General features: G+C 61.5%; 14 protein-coding genes. 8 read left to right on the forward strand and 6 right to left on the reverse strand.

Going from position 1 to position 14,221, the window contains the following annotated elements; all coding sequences use genetic code 11:
- Positions 1-44: 44 nt before the first annotated feature.
- From ACFQ6Y_RS28095 to ACFQ6Y_RS28105, 3 genes are all read left to right on the forward strand, one after another.
- Positions 45-431 carry an ArsR/SmtB family transcription factor gene (locus ACFQ6Y_RS28095; RefSeq protein WP_378541443.1) on the forward strand — a complete coding sequence of 129 codons (387 nt, stop codon included), beginning with the start codon at positions 45-47 and terminating at the stop codon, positions 429-431.
- Positions 428-1,525 (forward strand): ACR3 family arsenite efflux transporter, encoded by a 1,098-nt coding sequence (arsB, locus tag ACFQ6Y_RS28100; protein ID WP_378541445.1) that lies wholly within the window; start codon positions 428-430, stop codon positions 1,523-1,525. Before ACFQ6Y_RS28095 ends, arsB begins: the two co-directional genes overlap by 4 nt.
- Before the next feature lie 69 nt (positions 1,526-1,594).
- Positions 1,595-2,005 (forward strand): low molecular weight phosphatase family protein, encoded by a 411-nt coding sequence (locus ACFQ6Y_RS28105; protein WP_378639847.1) that lies wholly within the window; start codon positions 1,595-1,597, stop codon positions 2,003-2,005.
- 49 nt (positions 2,006-2,054) lie between these two features.
- On the opposite strand, the gene ACFQ6Y_RS28110 is transcribed toward ACFQ6Y_RS28105, so the two are convergent.
- The 6 genes from ACFQ6Y_RS28110 to ACFQ6Y_RS28135 are packed head-to-tail and all read right to left on the reverse strand — an operon-like array spanning position 2,055 to position 7,714.
- A complete protein-coding gene (locus tag ACFQ6Y_RS28110; protein WP_378639850.1) occupies positions 2,055-3,260 on the reverse strand; it encodes a TetR/AcrR family transcriptional regulator in 1,206 nt (401 codons plus the stop codon).
- A gap of 25 nt (positions 3,261-3,285) precedes the next feature.
- Positions 3,286-4,833 (reverse strand): long-chain fatty acid--CoA ligase, encoded by a 1,548-nt coding sequence (locus ACFQ6Y_RS28115; RefSeq protein ID WP_378639853.1) that lies wholly within the window; start codon positions 4,831-4,833, stop codon positions 3,286-3,288.
- Positions 4,834-4,862: 29 nt separating this feature from the next.
- Positions 4,863-5,666: an SDR family NAD(P)-dependent oxidoreductase gene (locus ACFQ6Y_RS28120; RefSeq protein WP_378639856.1), complete on the reverse strand. Its 804-nt coding sequence runs from the start codon at positions 5,664-5,666 to the stop codon at positions 4,863-4,865.
- Between the two features lie 29 nt (positions 5,667-5,695).
- Positions 5,696-6,076: a MaoC/PaaZ C-terminal domain-containing protein gene (locus ACFQ6Y_RS28125; RefSeq protein ID WP_378639859.1), complete on the reverse strand. Its 381-nt coding sequence runs from the start codon at positions 6,074-6,076 to the stop codon at positions 5,696-5,698.
- Positions 6,073-6,528 (reverse strand): MaoC family dehydratase N-terminal domain-containing protein, encoded by a 456-nt coding sequence (locus ACFQ6Y_RS28130; RefSeq protein ID WP_378639862.1) that lies wholly within the window; start codon positions 6,526-6,528, stop codon positions 6,073-6,075. The genes ACFQ6Y_RS28125 and ACFQ6Y_RS28130 overlap by 4 nt, the downstream gene beginning before the upstream one ends.
- Before the next feature lies 1 nt (position 6,529).
- Positions 6,530-7,714, reverse strand: a complete 1,185-nt coding sequence (locus ACFQ6Y_RS28135) for a lipid-transfer protein (RefSeq protein ID WP_378639865.1) — start codon at positions 7,712-7,714, stop codon at positions 6,530-6,532.
- Between the two features lie 380 nt (positions 7,715-8,094).
- Between ACFQ6Y_RS28135 and ACFQ6Y_RS28140 the strand changes: the two genes are divergently transcribed.
- The 5 genes from ACFQ6Y_RS28140 to ACFQ6Y_RS28160 are packed head-to-tail and all read left to right on the forward strand — an operon-like array spanning position 8,095 to position 14,185.
- Positions 8,095-9,417, forward strand: coding sequence for an MFS transporter (locus ACFQ6Y_RS28140; RefSeq protein WP_378639867.1), 1,323 nt, complete (start codon positions 8,095-8,097; stop codon positions 9,415-9,417).
- A 38-nt stretch (positions 9,418-9,455) separates the two neighbouring features.
- The gene (locus ACFQ6Y_RS28145) at positions 9,456-10,613 is read left to right on the forward strand and encodes an acyl-CoA dehydrogenase family protein (RefSeq protein ID WP_378639873.1); all 1,158 of its coding nucleotides are present in this window, start codon (positions 9,456-9,458) and stop codon (positions 10,611-10,613) included.
- A gap of 17 nt (positions 10,614-10,630) precedes the next feature.
- Positions 10,631-11,422 carry an enoyl-CoA hydratase/isomerase family protein gene (locus ACFQ6Y_RS28150; protein ID WP_378639876.1) on the forward strand — a complete coding sequence of 264 codons (792 nt, stop codon included), beginning with the start codon at positions 10,631-10,633 and terminating at the stop codon, positions 11,420-11,422.
- A 46-nt stretch (positions 11,423-11,468) separates the two neighbouring features.
- On the forward strand, positions 11,469-13,001 hold the full coding sequence (locus ACFQ6Y_RS28155; protein WP_378639878.1) for a long-chain fatty acid--CoA ligase: 1,533 nt from the start codon (positions 11,469-11,471) through the stop codon (positions 12,999-13,001).
- A 38-nt stretch (positions 13,002-13,039) separates the two neighbouring features.
- Positions 13,040-14,185: an acyl-CoA dehydrogenase family protein gene (locus ACFQ6Y_RS28160; protein WP_378639879.1), complete on the forward strand. Its 1,146-nt coding sequence runs from the start codon at positions 13,040-13,042 to the stop codon at positions 14,183-14,185.
- The last annotated feature ends 36 nt before the right edge of the window (positions 14,186-14,221 follow it).

Consider the following 14,221-nt stretch of genomic DNA (forward strand, 5'->3'; position numbering starts at 1 on the left):
ATCTTCCGGTTGCGGGTTGATTCGAAAACTGTCAATATCGAAGCATGTCGAATCAAGACTTGCCGGATTCCGGTGCCTGCTGCTCGCCGCTCGTACGTGAGCCGTTGACCGAGGATTGGGCCGGCGACCTGTCTCGGATGTTCAAAGCCCTCGGCGATCCGGTTCGCCTCCGCCTGCTCAGCTTGGTGGCAAGCCACGAGGGCGGTGAAGCCTGCGTCTGCGACATCTCGGATACGTTCGACCTGTCCCAGCCGACGATCTCGCATCATCTCAAAGTGCTGCGCCAGGCCGGACTTCTCGACTGTGAACGCCGCGGCACCTGGGTGTACTACTGGGTGATTCCCGCTGCACTGCAGCAACTCTCGGCCGTGCTCCTGGTCGAAGGCTCCACCGTGACCGCAGCGGACGCGTGCGCGGAGGTCACTGCATGAGCAACACCGCTGCCACCGCCGAACACCCCGCAGTCGTCGGAAAACTCTCCACCCTCGACCGCTATCTGGCGGTCTGGATCGGCGTGGCCATGGTCGTCGGCCTGCTGCTCGGACGCTGGGTCCCCGGCGTGAACACTGCCCTGGACAAGGTGCAGATCGACGGCATCTCGTTACCGATCGCCCTCGGCCTGCTGATCATGATGTACCCGGTCCTGGCGAAGGTCCGCTACGACCGCCTCGACACGGTCACCGGGGACAAGAAACTCCTCGCGGGCTCGCTGTTCCTGAACTGGGTTCTCGGCCCGGCGCTGATGTTCGCCCTCGCCTGGCTGTTCCTGCCCGACCTCCCGGAATACCGAACCGGTTTGATCATCGTCGGTCTCGCTCGCTGCATCGCGATGGTGATCATCTGGAATGACCTGGCCTGCGGAGACCGCGAAGCCGCCGCCGTTCTGGTCGCCATCAACTCGGTGTTCCAGGTGATCATGTTCGCCGCGCTCGGTTGGTTTTACCTCTCGGTCCTGCCGGGGTGGCTCGGCCTCGAACAGACCACCATCGACACCTCGCCCTGGCAGATTGCGAAATCGGTCCTGATCTTCCTCGGTATCCCGCTGCTGGCAGGTTTCCTGTCCCGCTTCTTCGGCGAACGCGCAAAGGGCCGCGACTGGTACGACAACAAGTTCATCCCCAGGATCAGCCCGTGGGCGCTCTACGGTCTGCTGTTCACCATCGTCGTGCTCTTCTCGATGCAGGGCGAACAGATCACCTCCCAGCCCTGGGATGTCGTTCGGATCGCGTTGCCGCTGCTGGCGTACTTTGCACTCATGTGGGGTGGTGGCTACATCCTCGGCGCCACAATCGGATTGGGCTACGAACGCACCACGACCCTCGCATTCACGGCTGCGGGCAACAACTTCGAACTCGCGATCGCCGTCGCCATCGCCACCTACGGCGCCACCTCGGGGCAAGCGTTGGCGGGTGTTGTCGGCCCGCTGATCGAGGTACCGGTGCTCGTCGGCTTGGTGTACGTCTCCCTTGCTCTACGCAAACGCTTTGCAGTCAAAGAGATTTCACCCGCGCCCACCGCTACGTAAGTCCACGGCCACGATCGGCAAGCCCAGTCGGCGCACCCTGACTTCCCAGACTCGACGAAAGGAACCTCGATGAGCAAACCCTCCGTACTGTTCGTGTGTGTCAAGAACGGCGGGAAATCCCAGATGGCCGCCGGTCTCATGCGCAAAGCCGCCGGCGACAACGTGGACGTCTATTCCGCCGGCACCAAACCCGGCGACGCGGTCAACGCGCTGTCCGCCGAAACACTCCTCGAAGTCGGGGTGGACATCACCGGTGAGACTCCGACATTGGTTGACCCGCAACTCGTGCGCGATGTCGACCTCGTCGTCACACTGGGCAACGAAGCGAAGGTCGAACCCATCCCCGGCACCGACTTCGAGAACTGGGACACGGACGAGCCGTCCGAACGCGGCATCGACGGAATCGAACGAATGCGCCTGGTCCGCGACGACATTGCTGCCCGCGTCGACGCTCTCTCCGAGCGTCTGGCGACCCGCTGACGCCGGATCGACAGAACCGGCACCATCGCAGCGTCTCAACAACCGATGGTCAGTTGATCTGAGTAGTCAGAATCCTGACGGCCAGATCCTCGATCGCGCACTGTCGTGATTCGAGCCGTACGCGGGTGAGGTCGTTGATCATGCCGACAGTCGCCAACACCGTCGCTCGGGTCTCCGCGGTTTCGCTACCGAGCAGGTGCACCCACTCGTCGAGGTACTCCCGTTGTGCAATGTGCGTCGACGCCTGCGCTTCTTCCGGCAAGTTCGCCGTTTCTTCGATGAGAATGGCGATCGCGCTGTCTGGTGAGATAACCAGATTCGTGTAGGAATGCACGACCCGGGCAATCGCGTCTTCGCGTGAGTCCGCGTTCCTCAAGGCATGAACCAGGCCGAGCCGGAGTGTTTCGTTTCCGCGACTCAGAATTGCTTGCAGCACTTCCGCTTTACTGTCGAAATGGGTGTAAATGCTCGAGCTCGGAATGCCAGCCGCAGCACCGATGTCGTCCATCGTGACGGAGCGGTAACCGCGTTGGTCGAAGAGCGTGATTGCAGCGCCCATCAAGCTTTCGCGACGCGAGGTGTGGCTGAAGTTCGAAGTCGGTTGCGGTTGGGCCGCCGGCTCTTCGGGAAGGACGGGAGCCGTACGGACTACATCGAACAACGAAGCGAGCAAAACCTCGAAGCGTTTTCGAGGAAGCGCCGTCCGGTGTCTAGCGGGGCTGAAGGCGATACTGGTGAGTGCCCACCCCAGGATGACGGAATCGGGAACCGAAAGATCGGGACGCTCGTGTCGAAGGGCCCCCGCGACGCGATTCATCACTTCCCGCACTCCTGCGCGAGCCTCCACTCTGCGCTCGGGAGTCAAATTACGGGCCTCCTGATCGAAGAGGAGGCTACGGAAGTTGTTGTCGAGGCCGTAGCGAACGAGCGCCGTGAAGATCACTTTGGAATCGGTTCGATCGATCTCGTCGAGGACAGCGATGATCGACGAGGAACCGTCGAGCATCGCCTGTGCGAGTAGTTCCTGCTTGTTCGGAAAGTGGCGGTACAGCGCGCCTGCGGTGATACCCACCGCAGACGCGATGCCTTCCATGCTGACGTTGTGGTAACCCGAACGGCCGAACTGGTCACGAGCCACGGCGATGATCTGCGCTTTGCGATTGCGTGGACGCAACGTTTTCTTCGGGGTCGTCTTCGGCGAGGCCGGTTGGTCCGGCGAGGCGGAAGACGTGCCGTCCGATGTATCGATCGTCATGGGGCCCTCGAGGTCGGTGGCATGGTCAAGTGATGGTGCTGGTTGCCAAGTCGGAGAACTGCCTGCGGAGTTCCCTCTTGAGTATCTTGCCAGCCGGCGACACGGGCATCTGCTCGACAATGGTGATACTTCGCGGGGACTTGTACCCGGCAATCAGCGTCTTCGAGTGGGCCCGCACTTCTTCGCACGTCAGGGACACACCGGGACGCACGACCAGGACAGCATGGACTCGTTCACCGTACTGGTCGTCGGGTACGCCGATCACAGCGCAGCTGATCACGTCCGGATGTGTGGCCAGAGCATTTTCGACCTCGGTCGAGTAGACGTTCTCGCCGCCCGAGATGATCATGTCCTTGAGCCGATCCACGACGAAGAGGTATCCGGCTTCGTCCATGTAGCCACCGTCGCCGGTGTACAGCCAACCGTCGCGCAATGCCGATCGCGTTTCTTCCGGCCGGTTCCAGTAACCGGACATGATGTTGCCGCCGCGGGCGATGATTTCCCCGACTTCGCCGCGAGGAAGCTCGTTGCCTTTCTCGTCGACCACCTGAACTTCGACGTGTCCCATCGGCCTTCCGGCCGATTTCAGGCGGGTCGCGTCGACGTGATCTTCTGCACTCAGGCTGGTGAGTCCGGGTCCGGCCTCGGTCATGCCGTACCCCTGCATGAAGGCTGCCTGCGGAAAAGCCTGTTGCGCTTGCCGAAGCAAGGTTTCGGAGATCGGGGAAGCACCGTACTGCACGGCCAGGATGCTGGACAGGTCCCGGTTCGCCCGGTCCGGATGACGAATCAGCATTTGAATCATCGTGGGTACCAGCAGCATCGACGTAATTTTGTGCTGCTCGATCAATCGCAGTGCGGTAGCCGGTTCGAAACTCGGCTGAATCACCAACGTCGCGCCGACAGTGTTACGGCCGATCCAATTTGCCAGTGACGCAAGATGAAACATCGGAGCGGTGATCAGAGCCAGGCCGTCGGTACCAGGCGTTCTGTTACTGGCCACTGCGCCGAGGCTCGACGTCACGAGGTTGACGTGGGTGAGCATGACTCCCTTCGGGTGGCCACTGGTTCCGCCGGTATAGAAGATCCCGGCCAAGGTGTCACCGCCCAGTCGCAGGTCCGGTGCGGGTTCGTTCGACGCAATCAGATTCTCGTAGTCGAGAGCGCCTGCCGGCGTGGGCAGTTCGCCGGCATGAACCACCACGGCGAGCTGTGGGAACAACACCCGTACCTCGTCGAGTAGCGGCAGAAAGGTGTCATCGACGACCAGCACTCTTGTATCGGAATCGTCCAGTGCAAAAGCGATCTCGGCAGCGCTCCATCTGGTGTTGAGCGGATTGACCGCGCCTCCCATCCACCAGGTGGCAAAGAAGTACTCGTGATAGCGATCGGAGTTGAGTGACAGTATGGCGACGCGATCGCCTGCCTGCACACCGAGGTCGCGGAAAGCGCCTGCAAGACGGGCAACTCTCTCACCGACCTCGGCGCAGGTGCGGACACGGTCCCCGCACACGGTCATGGGCTGTTCGGGGCGTTGCTGCATCGATCGTTGCAGAGACTGCGTCAAGTACATGGGGACCGCTCCTTTCGGGAAACGCGAGGTCAGCGACTGCCGCCGTCGCACACCAGGCACTGGCCGCTGACGTAGTCGGTTTCGGGCAGGCACAGTGCGAACACCGCGCCCGCCGCTTCGTCCGGACGTCCGGCGCGGCCCAACGGGATGGTCCGCTCGGCGGCCGCCAGGAGTTGCGGGTTGACACCGACCTTGATCTCGCGACCCTCGACGTCGATGGTGGAATTTCCGTCGGCCGACGCCTCTGTCAGGCGAGTGTTGATCAGACCGTACGCAACGGCGTTGACGTTGACCTTGTAGCGGCCCCACTCCCGGGCGAGGGTCTTGCTCAAGCCGATGATGCCGGCCTTGGCGGCTGCGTAGTTGGACTGACCGGCATTGCCGACCACTCCGGCGTTGGACGAGATGTTGACGACCTTGCGGTGGTAGTCAGTGGGATTGGCCTTGATGTAGGGCTGAGCCGCGCGCAGGATCTGGAAAGGCGCCTTCAGGTGCAGATCAAGAATTGTGTCCCACTGCTCGTCGGTCATCTTCTGGATGACGTTGTCCCAGGTGAAGCCGGCATTGTTGACGATGATGTCGAGCCCGCCGAAGGTGTCGATCGCGGTGTTGACGAATCGATCCGCAAAACCTTCTTCGGTGACCGAACCGACGCACGCCACGGCCTTACCGCCGGCCGCGATAATTTCCTCGACCGTCTCCTTGGCAGGACCGGGATCAAGATCGTTGACTACGACGCTCGCGCCTTCCTCGGCGAACTTCATGGCGATGGCGCGACCGATGCCTCGGCCGGATCCGGTGACGAGTGCAATCCTGTTGTCGAGCTTGCCCATGTCGGGGTTCCTTTCGGTGGGGAGGGTTTTCACGCGGCTACGACGGCGTCGCCGCGCAGGGTGATGGTGCCGTCGGAGAGTGTGACGGCAATATCGAGGTGGGCCAGGCCGTCTTCGACCTTGGTGACGGTGCCGGTGCAGGTCGGCTTCGCGTGCAGGGGTGTGATGGAGGCGAAGCGCACGTTGTACGAGCGAATACGTTCTTGCGGAACGTAATTGGTGAGTAAGCGGCCGAGGTAGGCCATCGAGAGCATGCCGTGCGCGAACACGTCGTCCATTCCGCCGGAGCGGGCGACGTCGAGATCGATGTGCATCGGATTGTGGTCGCCGGACGCGCCGGCGTAGAGCGCGAGCGTGGTGCGACTGATATCGGGCAGTTCCAGCGAGGGAAGAACGTCTCCTGTTTTCATTTCTGCGCCTTAGGGTTTCGAACGACCAGGGTGTTGGTGAGGCGTGCGATCAACTCGCCGTCGCGAGTGACCTCGGCGGTCCGGACCAGGAAGTCCAACGCGCCGTTCTTCTTCGAGTACACGTCCGTGACCTTGCCGTTGTATGCCAGTGTGTCGCCGGCGTAGGCAAGTGCGTGGTAATCGAAGGACTGCTCGCCGTGCAGTACGTACCTCATGTCGATCTTCAGCGATCGGACCAGGGCAAACGGGTCCGGTTTCTCCATGTCGAGGCAGAAGAGGAAGGTGGGCGGCACCACCAGGTCACGATGACCGGCAGCCTTGGCGGCCTCGACGTCGCTGTAGATCGGGTTGGTCTCGCCGATGGCCTGCGCGAAGAAGCGTAGGCGTCCGCGCTCGACGAGTGCCTCGTGGCCCGGGATTGTCGTTCCGACGACGGACGGGTCGAGTGCCATGTCAGCCCACCTTCTTGAAGATGCTGACCACGCACGCACCACCGAGTCCGAGGTTGTGCTGCAGGCCGATTCGTGCCCCGTCGACTTGCCGCTTACCGGCCTGGCCGCGCAGTTGCCAGACCAGTTCGGCGCACTGGGCCAGACCGGTGGCGCCGAGGGGGTGACCTTTCGACAGCAGGCCTCCCGACGGGTTGGTGACTACTCGTCCGCCGTAGGTGTTGTCGCCGTCCAGGATGAACTTCTCGGCAGTGCCTTCGGGTGTGAGGCCCAGACCTTCGTACGTGATGAGTTCGTTGGCGGAGAAGCAGTCGTGCAGTTCCACGACCTGGACGTCCTCGGGCCCGATGCCTGCGGCTTCGTAAACCTGCGCAGCCGCGGCTGCAGTCATGTCGTAGCCGACGACCTTCATCATGTCGCGGTCCTCGAAAGTGCTTGGTGTATCGGTGGTCAGGGCCTGTGCCTCGATCACTACGTCAGCCGCCAGCCCGTGCTTTCGGGCGAACTCCTCGCTGCAGACGACGGCGGCAGCGGCGCCACAGGTGGGCGGGCAGCACTGGTAACGAGTGAGCGGGCCGAAGATGTGCGGTGACTCCAGCACCTGCTCTTCGGTGAGAAGATCACGGAAGACCGCGTTGGGGTTGTTGGCCGCGTGCTTACGGGCCTTGACCGAGATCTTTGCGAAGGTCTCGGGCTTGGTTCCGTACTTCTCCATGTGTGAAAGTCCTGCGCCACCGAACATCTGGGCTGCGCGCGGACCGTCGTGGACGCCTTGGATCTCGGTCATCAGGTCGTCGAAACGGAACATCGGTGCTGGGCGGTCGTCCCAGACCCGCTTGAGTGCGCCGGGTTTCATCTGCTCGAAGCCGACAGCCAATGCGCATTCGACGGTGCCGCTGGCGACGGCTTGGCGTGCGAGGAAAAGGGCCGAAGAGCCTGTGGCGCAGTTGTTGTTGACATTGATGACCGGGATGCCGGTCAGTCCGAGGCCGTAGATGGCGGCCTGTCCGGCAGTGGAATCACCGTAGACGTAGCCGGCATAGGCCTGCTGGACCAGCGAGTAGTCGATACCGGCGTCGTCGAGGGCGGCACGGGCGGCCGTCTCCCCCATGACGTTGTAGTTCTCACTCTTGCCCGGCTTGGTGAACGGGATCATTCCCACTCCGGCAACATGGACTTTTCTGGTCACGATTGTCTCCTAATTGATCGGATGGAAATTTACTTAACACCACGATTTGGGTTTTGTCTACTGAGTCACAGTGCGTCTTTACAAGGGACTTTTGCCGCGATAGCCGAAGATTTTTCGACGAAAGGGGTCAATTTCACGGGGCTATTGCGTCGGAGCACCGTTTGGTGATTTACTTTCTGGGCGGCAAGGTGGCGTGCGTCACAGGGTAGGTGCCTGGCGGTTGAATCGACCACGAATCGATCACGTCGGGTTCGCACCGGACCGGTCTCCGAGTCCCGCATCCAGTACTTCGTTGCTGAGATCAGTTCACCCAGCTTCTGTTTCGCATTGCGCTCGCTCCGTGGCGCAGTTGTCGCACTTGCCTGAGAGGATCGATGAGAATGACGTTGAGCAAGCCAGCTCTTCCCACTGATGCACCGCCGCGAGAAGTAGGGGAATCCCGAGTGCGAGCGTGGGGGCTCACCGGAGTACTCGTGCTCCTTGTCATCGTCAACTGGGCTGACAAGGCAGTCTTCGGTCTGGTTGCGCAGCCGCTGGCCAAAGAATTCGGATTGACCTCGGCGCAGATCGGACTGGTCGGCAGTGCCTTCTTCCTGGCCTTCACCGTCGGGGGCTTCTTTGCCGGAGTCCTGCACAAGTGGATGTCGCTGCGGTGGTTGCTGGTTCTGCTCTCACTGGGATGGGCAGCCTCGATGATCCCGCTCGTCGTGGTCGCCGGGTTCGGCATGCTCCTGTTCACGCGCATGATGCTCGGATTCTTCGAAGGGCCCGCGGGCGCGCTCGTTCACACCGGCGTCTACTCGTGGCATCCTGCGGAAAAGCGTGGCCTGCCAGGAGCTTTCCTGGCCTCCGGTGCCTCGATCGCGAAGATTGCGATCGCACCGCTGATGGCCTTGGCTGTAGCCAGTTGGGGATGGCGAGCAACTTTCATCATCCTTGCCGGGGTCGGCGTGGTCTGGTGCGTCCTGTGGTTGTTCACCTGGCAAGAGGGGCCGTACATGCAGCGGCCGGTTCGGAAATCCGACACAGTTGCGTCGTCGGTTGCAGACGGGCCTGTTGTCGCCAAGGTGCCGCTGGCAAAGATCTTTCTCACCCCGACGTTCCTCGGAGCCCTCGCCGCAGTGTTCACCATGTACGCTCTGGTGACGGTAGTTCTCACGTGGCTACCGTCGTACTTCGAAGTGGGACTTGGATACTCGCGGGTTCAGGCCGGAACTATGTTCGGCATCCCCAGCATCGCAGGCCTGTTCTTCATGTTTCTGTGCACGTCGATCAGTGACAGGTTGATGGCGCGCGGTGCCAGTTCGAGGATCCTTCGCGGGATCGTTCCCGGAATTGCCCTGTTGATCTGTGGGCTCGCCCTGGTCACCATGCCCTTCATCAAGACCCCGATCGTTGCGGTGCTCGTGGTATCGGTGGGCTACGGCATCGGCACGGTCATCATTCCCCAGTTCAACGCGGCGATCTCCGAAATCTGCCCGCCGCAACAGATGGCTGCGGTTCTGGGTGTCTTCATGGCGCTGATGGCGACCGGTGGACTTATCGCCCCCTACCTCACTGGCGTCATTGTCGACAGCGCCGCAACCCCGGCCGAGGGATACGCCACTGCTTTCCAGATCTTCGGAATCGCGACTGTCATCGGTGCCGTCATCGCGCTCTGCGCCGTCAACGCCACCCGCGATCGAGTGCGGATCCTCGGCTGAGCACTACTCACTTTCAATCACAATATTCAGGAGAAACAATGCAGCGCACAGTATTCAACGAAGAGCACGAGGATTTCCGCAAGGTCATCCGCAGCTTCATCGAAGCCGAGGTCATGCCCAACTTCTCCGATTGGGAGCGCGAGGGCCAGGTGCCTCGCGACTTCTATCGCCAGCTAGGCAAACTCGGTGTTCTAGGAATGACGGTTCCCGAGCAGTACGGCGGAGCGGGTGAAACAAGCTTCAAGTTTCAGGCTGCCCTGAGCGAAGAGACGGCTCGCTCGGCGGTCAGCTTCGGCGCATTCGGTGTGCACACGGGCCTGGTCCTGCCCTACATCCTGACCTACGGCACCGAAGAGCAGAAGCAACGCTGGCTCCCCGACTTCATCAGTGGCGACATGTTGACTGCCATCGCGATGACCGAACCGGGCACCGGCTCGGACCTGGCCGGAATCAAGACCACGGCCAAACTGTCCGAGGACGGCACTCACTATGTTCTCAACGGCGCAAAGACATTCATCACCGGCGGTGTTCAGGCAGATCGGGTACTCGTGATCTGCCGGACGTCTCCGCCGACGGCAGAGAACCGTCGCGCCGGGCTGAGCATCCTCGCAGTAGACACCGCGAGTGAAGGCTACGAGGTCGGTCGCAAACTCGAGAAGATCGGCATGCGTACTTCGGACACGGCAGAGCTTTCGTTCACCGACGTACGGGTGCCGGCCGAAGATCTGCTCGGTGAGGAGGGCGCTGCCTTCGGCTACCTGGCCAACAACCTTCCGCAAGAGCGACTGATGATCGCAGTCACCCAGACTGCCGCGGCTGTCGGAGCCATCGAGTTCGCTTCTGCCTACGTGCGTGACCGAAAGGTGTTCGGCCAGGCGGTCGCGGAGTTCCAGAACACCAAGTTCGTCATCGCCGAGTGCATCGCCAAGGTCGAGGCTGCGCAGTGCATGGTCGACCGGGCTCTGGAATTGCACGAGACCGGCGACCTCGGTGTCGCCGACGCAGCCAAAGCAAAACTGTTCTGCACCGAGACCGCAGCTGAGGTCATCGACAAGTGCTTGCAGCTGCACGGGGGTTACGGCTACATGCTGGAATACCCCATCGCGCGTCTGTATGCAGACACCCGTGTGTCGCGCATCTACGGCGGAACCAACGAAGTGATGAAGACGATCATCGCCAAAGCGGCCGGGTTCTGAACGAACCGAGGGAAACCATGGCAGAGCTTCTCTATAACGTCGACGCCGGTGTCGCCACGATCACGATGAACCGGCCGGATCGACGAAACGCGATCACGTACACGCTGCTCACCGAGCTGCAGAAGGCGCTTACGTCGGCCGCCGGTGACGAATCTGTCAGAGTCATCGTGCTCACCGGCGCCGGTGACAACTTCTGTGTGGGCCGCGATCAGTCCGGAGATCCGACAATGCGGGTTGTTCGAGGGTTGTCTGTGCAGGAGGATCGCACTCGCCTGCTTGATGTTTCACGGGTGATACCGACTTTGATTCAGATTCCCAAACCCACGGTGGCAATGATTCGCGGAGGTTGCGCAGGAGCCGGGCTGAGCCTCGCGCTAGCCTGCGATCTTCGCTACGCCGGCACCGGCGCGGTGTTCAACACGGCATTCGTCGGGGCCGGAATGTCTGGTGACGCCGGTATGGCGTGGTTGCTGACCAGGGCGGTCGGCCCGTCGAAGGCTCGGGAACTGATGCTGTTGCCCGAACGGATCAAGGCTGACCAGGCAGCCGCGTTCGGGATGATCCACGAAGCTGTTGCCGACGAAGCATTGCAAACCAGGATTGCGAAAATTGCTCGGCGGCTAGCTGATTCGGCTCCGTTGGCAGTGCGTGGAGCAAAGCTGAATCTGGAGTCGGCGCTGTCACGACCATTGTCGGAGTTCTTGATCGACGAAGCCGACCGACTGATCACATGCGCGTACTCCGAAGACGTGGAGGAAGCGCGCTCGGCCTTCCTCGACAAACGAGTGCCGCACTTCGCCGGGCGATGAAATGCACTGGAAGACATTGTTATCGGGATCAGGAGAGTGAACGAGAATGTACTTGACTCAGGGTTTACATCGGTCGGTCCAGAGTGATCCCGACGCGATCGCCGTCGTTGACGGGCAGCGCCAGTTGACGTTCGCTCAACTGCAGAGTCGCGTCGCGCGATTGGCGGGTGTATTCACGTCGTACGGGCTCGAACGAGGTGACCGGGTAGGAATACTGGCCACGAACTGTCTCGAGTATGTCGAGTACTCCTTCGCCTGCGCCTGGGCGTCGATGGTGGCTTCCCCGGTGAACAATCGCTGGAGTTCCGACGAGATGGCATTTCACATCGAAGATGCCGGAATCACAGTTCTTCTCGTGGACGGTCCTCGTCTGGCCGCTGCGCTGGAACTTCGTGATCGCTGCGCAGTTCTGGAGACCGTGATCGTCTTCGGCGCGACAGATCTCCCACGCGATACGGTCGACTACGACTCTGCTTTGGCACTGCACGGCCCGGTTCCCGATACTTACGCAGATCCTGATGCATTGGCGCTGCTCATGTACACGGGCGGAACTACAGGCCGCCCCAAAGGCGTCATGTTGAGCGCCGGCCAGATCCTGACATCGGTGCTCGGAGTCCTTGCCGGTAGTGGTGAGCCGAATCTGCCAGGCCGATCCCTGCACGTGGCCCCGCTGTTCCACCTCGCAGCTTTTGCCGGTTTGGTCCAGGCCTCGGTAACCGGATCCACGCACGTCTTGATGGGAGACTTCACCGTCGAGAAATTGGTCGAAACCATTGCAGAGAAGCAAGTTACACAGTCCCTGCTCGTGCCGACGATGGTGCACGCGATGCTCGAGTACGCTGATCGAACAGGTCTGACGATCGACAGTCTGACCTCGATCACCTATGGCGCTTCGCCGATGCCGGAGCCTCTGGTTCGCCGCTTGATCGAACGATCACCTGATCTTCGACTGCGTCAAGGCTACGGAATGACAGAGTTGGCTCCGGCGGCGACACTCCTCCGCGACGACGACCACCGCAATCCTGATCACCCGGAACGACTTCGATCCGTGGGACGTGCTGCGCCACACGCCGAGGTGCGGGTTGTCGACGCAACCGACGTAGAGCTTCCACGCGGCGATATCGGAGAGGTCGTGGTGCGGGGCGGGAACGTCATGATGGGGTACTGGAACAACGAGGCCGAGACAGCTCGAGCAGTCCGCGACGGTTGGATGCACACGGGTGACCTCGGCTTCATGGACGAGCACGGCTACGTGTTCCTCGTCGACCGACTCAAGGACATGATCATCTCGGGCGGCGAGAACGTCTACAGCGCCGAGGTCGAAGCCGCTCTGTCCCAGCATCCCAGCGTGAGCAGTTGTGCAGTCATCGGTGTCCCCGACGAGAAGTGGGGAGAACGAGTGCACGCGGTTGTTGTACTGAAACCTGAAAACAATTCCAGCGGTGAGGAACTCCGAGACTTCGTCGGCGCGCGTATCGCCCGGTACAAGGCGCCGAGGTCGGTCGATTTTGTCGACGCCCTCCCACTGTCACCGGTAGGAAAGATCCTCAAACGCACTCTCCGCGACACCTACCGGTGATACATCCATCTTCCCGACATTCTTCCAGGAGTAGAACCGTGATCGACCCACAGATTCGTGACCTCGATTTCGAGACCTACCGGCAGGTGATCCGCGACTTCACCGACAACGAGCTCATTCCTCGTGAGAACGAAATGGTGTCTGCCGGTAAGGTTCCCGCTGATCTCGTGACAAGAATGGCCGACGTCGGACTGTTCGGCATCACGCTTCCGAAGAGCGTCGGTGGGTTGGGGTGGTCCGTCGAGCAGCAGGTGCTGCTGACTTTCGAGTTCACCAGGTCGTCGGCGGTGTACCGTTCCCGATTCTCGACGAGCATCGGGTTGGCTTCTCAGATCCTCCTCGAATACGGAACCGACGCTCAACGCCAACAGTATCTACCGTCGATGGCAGCGGGAGAGTGCGTCATGGCGTTCGCTCTCACCGAGGAACAGGCGGGTAGTGACGCCTCGGCTGTGCGCGCGACCGCTGTCCGCACCCCGGACGGCTATGTGATCAACGGTGAAAAGCGCTTCATCACCAACGGCGCCTGGGCTGATGTTCTAGTGGTGTTCGCCCGCACTACGGACGGCGAGATTTCGTCGTTCCTTGTAGATCGGGAATCGCCGGGAGTAGAGACCCGGGTGCCTGACTTGATGAACGGTCATGCCGAGGGCCCGGTCGCCGAAATCAGCCTGCGTGATGTTTCGGTGAGCTCCGACCGATTGATCAGCGGTGCAACAGGTTTGGGGATGGTTCACGCGATGCGCGGAATCAACCAGGCGCGCACGCACGTTGCGGCTACCGCAGTGGGTCAAGCGACTCGAATGCTGACGGAGGCAATGAGATACGCGGGGTCTCGTGAGCAGTTCGGCCAACCCTTGGCCGAGTTCGGCGCCGTGCAGTCGATGCTCGGACGCAGTTATGCCGAACTCGAGGCGGGTCGAGCGATGATCCTCGACTGTGCCCGTGAGTTCGACCGCGGAACGCCGCCGCGTCACAGGATCGCCGCGGCAAAGCTGTACTGCACCGAAATGGCGTCGGTGGTCGGGGACCGCGCGGTACAGGTGCTCGGTGGGGTCGGCATCGTCGGCAATCATCCGGTGCCGCGTATGTGGCGGGATGTGCGTGCCTTGCGAATCTACGAAGGCGCCTCGCAGATTCACGAGCGCAACCTTGCACGGGCGCTGCCGTCATTGCTCAGCTGAAACCCATACCTACACAGATACTTCGACTCGAGAGAG

It is taken from the genome of Rhodococcus sp. NPDC056516 (assembly GCF_042794655.1).
Taxonomy (GTDB): domain Bacteria; phylum Actinomycetota; class Actinomycetes; order Mycobacteriales; family Mycobacteriaceae; genus Rhodococcus_F.

What these genes read in the sequence shown, in the direction of transcription:
- ACFQ6Y_RS28095 (WP_378541443.1), top strand. Translation starts at nt 45, where the DNA reads ATGTCGAATCAAGACTTGCCGGATTCCGGTGCCTGCTGCTCGCCGCTC.
- ACFQ6Y_RS28125 (WP_378639859.1), bottom strand. Translation starts at nt 6,076, where the DNA reads ATGAAAACAGGAGACGTTCTTCCCTCGCTGGAACTGCCCGATATCAGT.
- ACFQ6Y_RS28155 (WP_378639878.1), top strand. Translation starts at nt 11,469, where the DNA reads ATGTACTTGACTCAGGGTTTACATCGGTCGGTCCAGAGTGATCCCGAC.
- ACFQ6Y_RS28130 (WP_378639862.1), bottom strand. Translation starts at nt 6,528, where the DNA reads ATGGCACTCGACCCGTCCGTCGTCGGAACGACAATCCCGGGCCACGAG.
- ACFQ6Y_RS28120 (WP_378639856.1), bottom strand. Translation starts at nt 5,666, where the DNA reads ATGGGCAAGCTCGACAACAGGATTGCACTCGTCACCGGATCCGGCCGA.
- ACFQ6Y_RS28105 (WP_378639847.1), top strand. Translation starts at nt 1,595, where the DNA reads ATGAGCAAACCCTCCGTACTGTTCGTGTGTGTCAAGAACGGCGGGAAA.
- ACFQ6Y_RS28115 (WP_378639853.1), bottom strand. Translation starts at nt 4,833, where the DNA reads ATGTACTTGACGCAGTCTCTGCAACGATCGATGCAGCAACGCCCCGAA.
- ACFQ6Y_RS28140 (WP_378639867.1), top strand. Translation starts at nt 8,095, where the DNA reads ATGACGTTGAGCAAGCCAGCTCTTCCCACTGATGCACCGCCGCGAGAA.
- ACFQ6Y_RS28110 (WP_378639850.1), bottom strand. Translation starts at nt 3,260, where the DNA reads ATGACGATCGATACATCGGACGGCACGTCTTCCGCCTCGCCGGACCAA.
- arsB (WP_378541445.1), top strand. Translation starts at nt 428, where the DNA reads ATGAGCAACACCGCTGCCACCGCCGAACACCCCGCAGTCGTCGGAAAA.
- ACFQ6Y_RS28150 (WP_378639876.1), top strand. Translation starts at nt 10,631, where the DNA reads ATGGCAGAGCTTCTCTATAACGTCGACGCCGGTGTCGCCACGATCACG.
- ACFQ6Y_RS28145 (WP_378639873.1), top strand. Translation starts at nt 9,456, where the DNA reads ATGCAGCGCACAGTATTCAACGAAGAGCACGAGGATTTCCGCAAGGTC.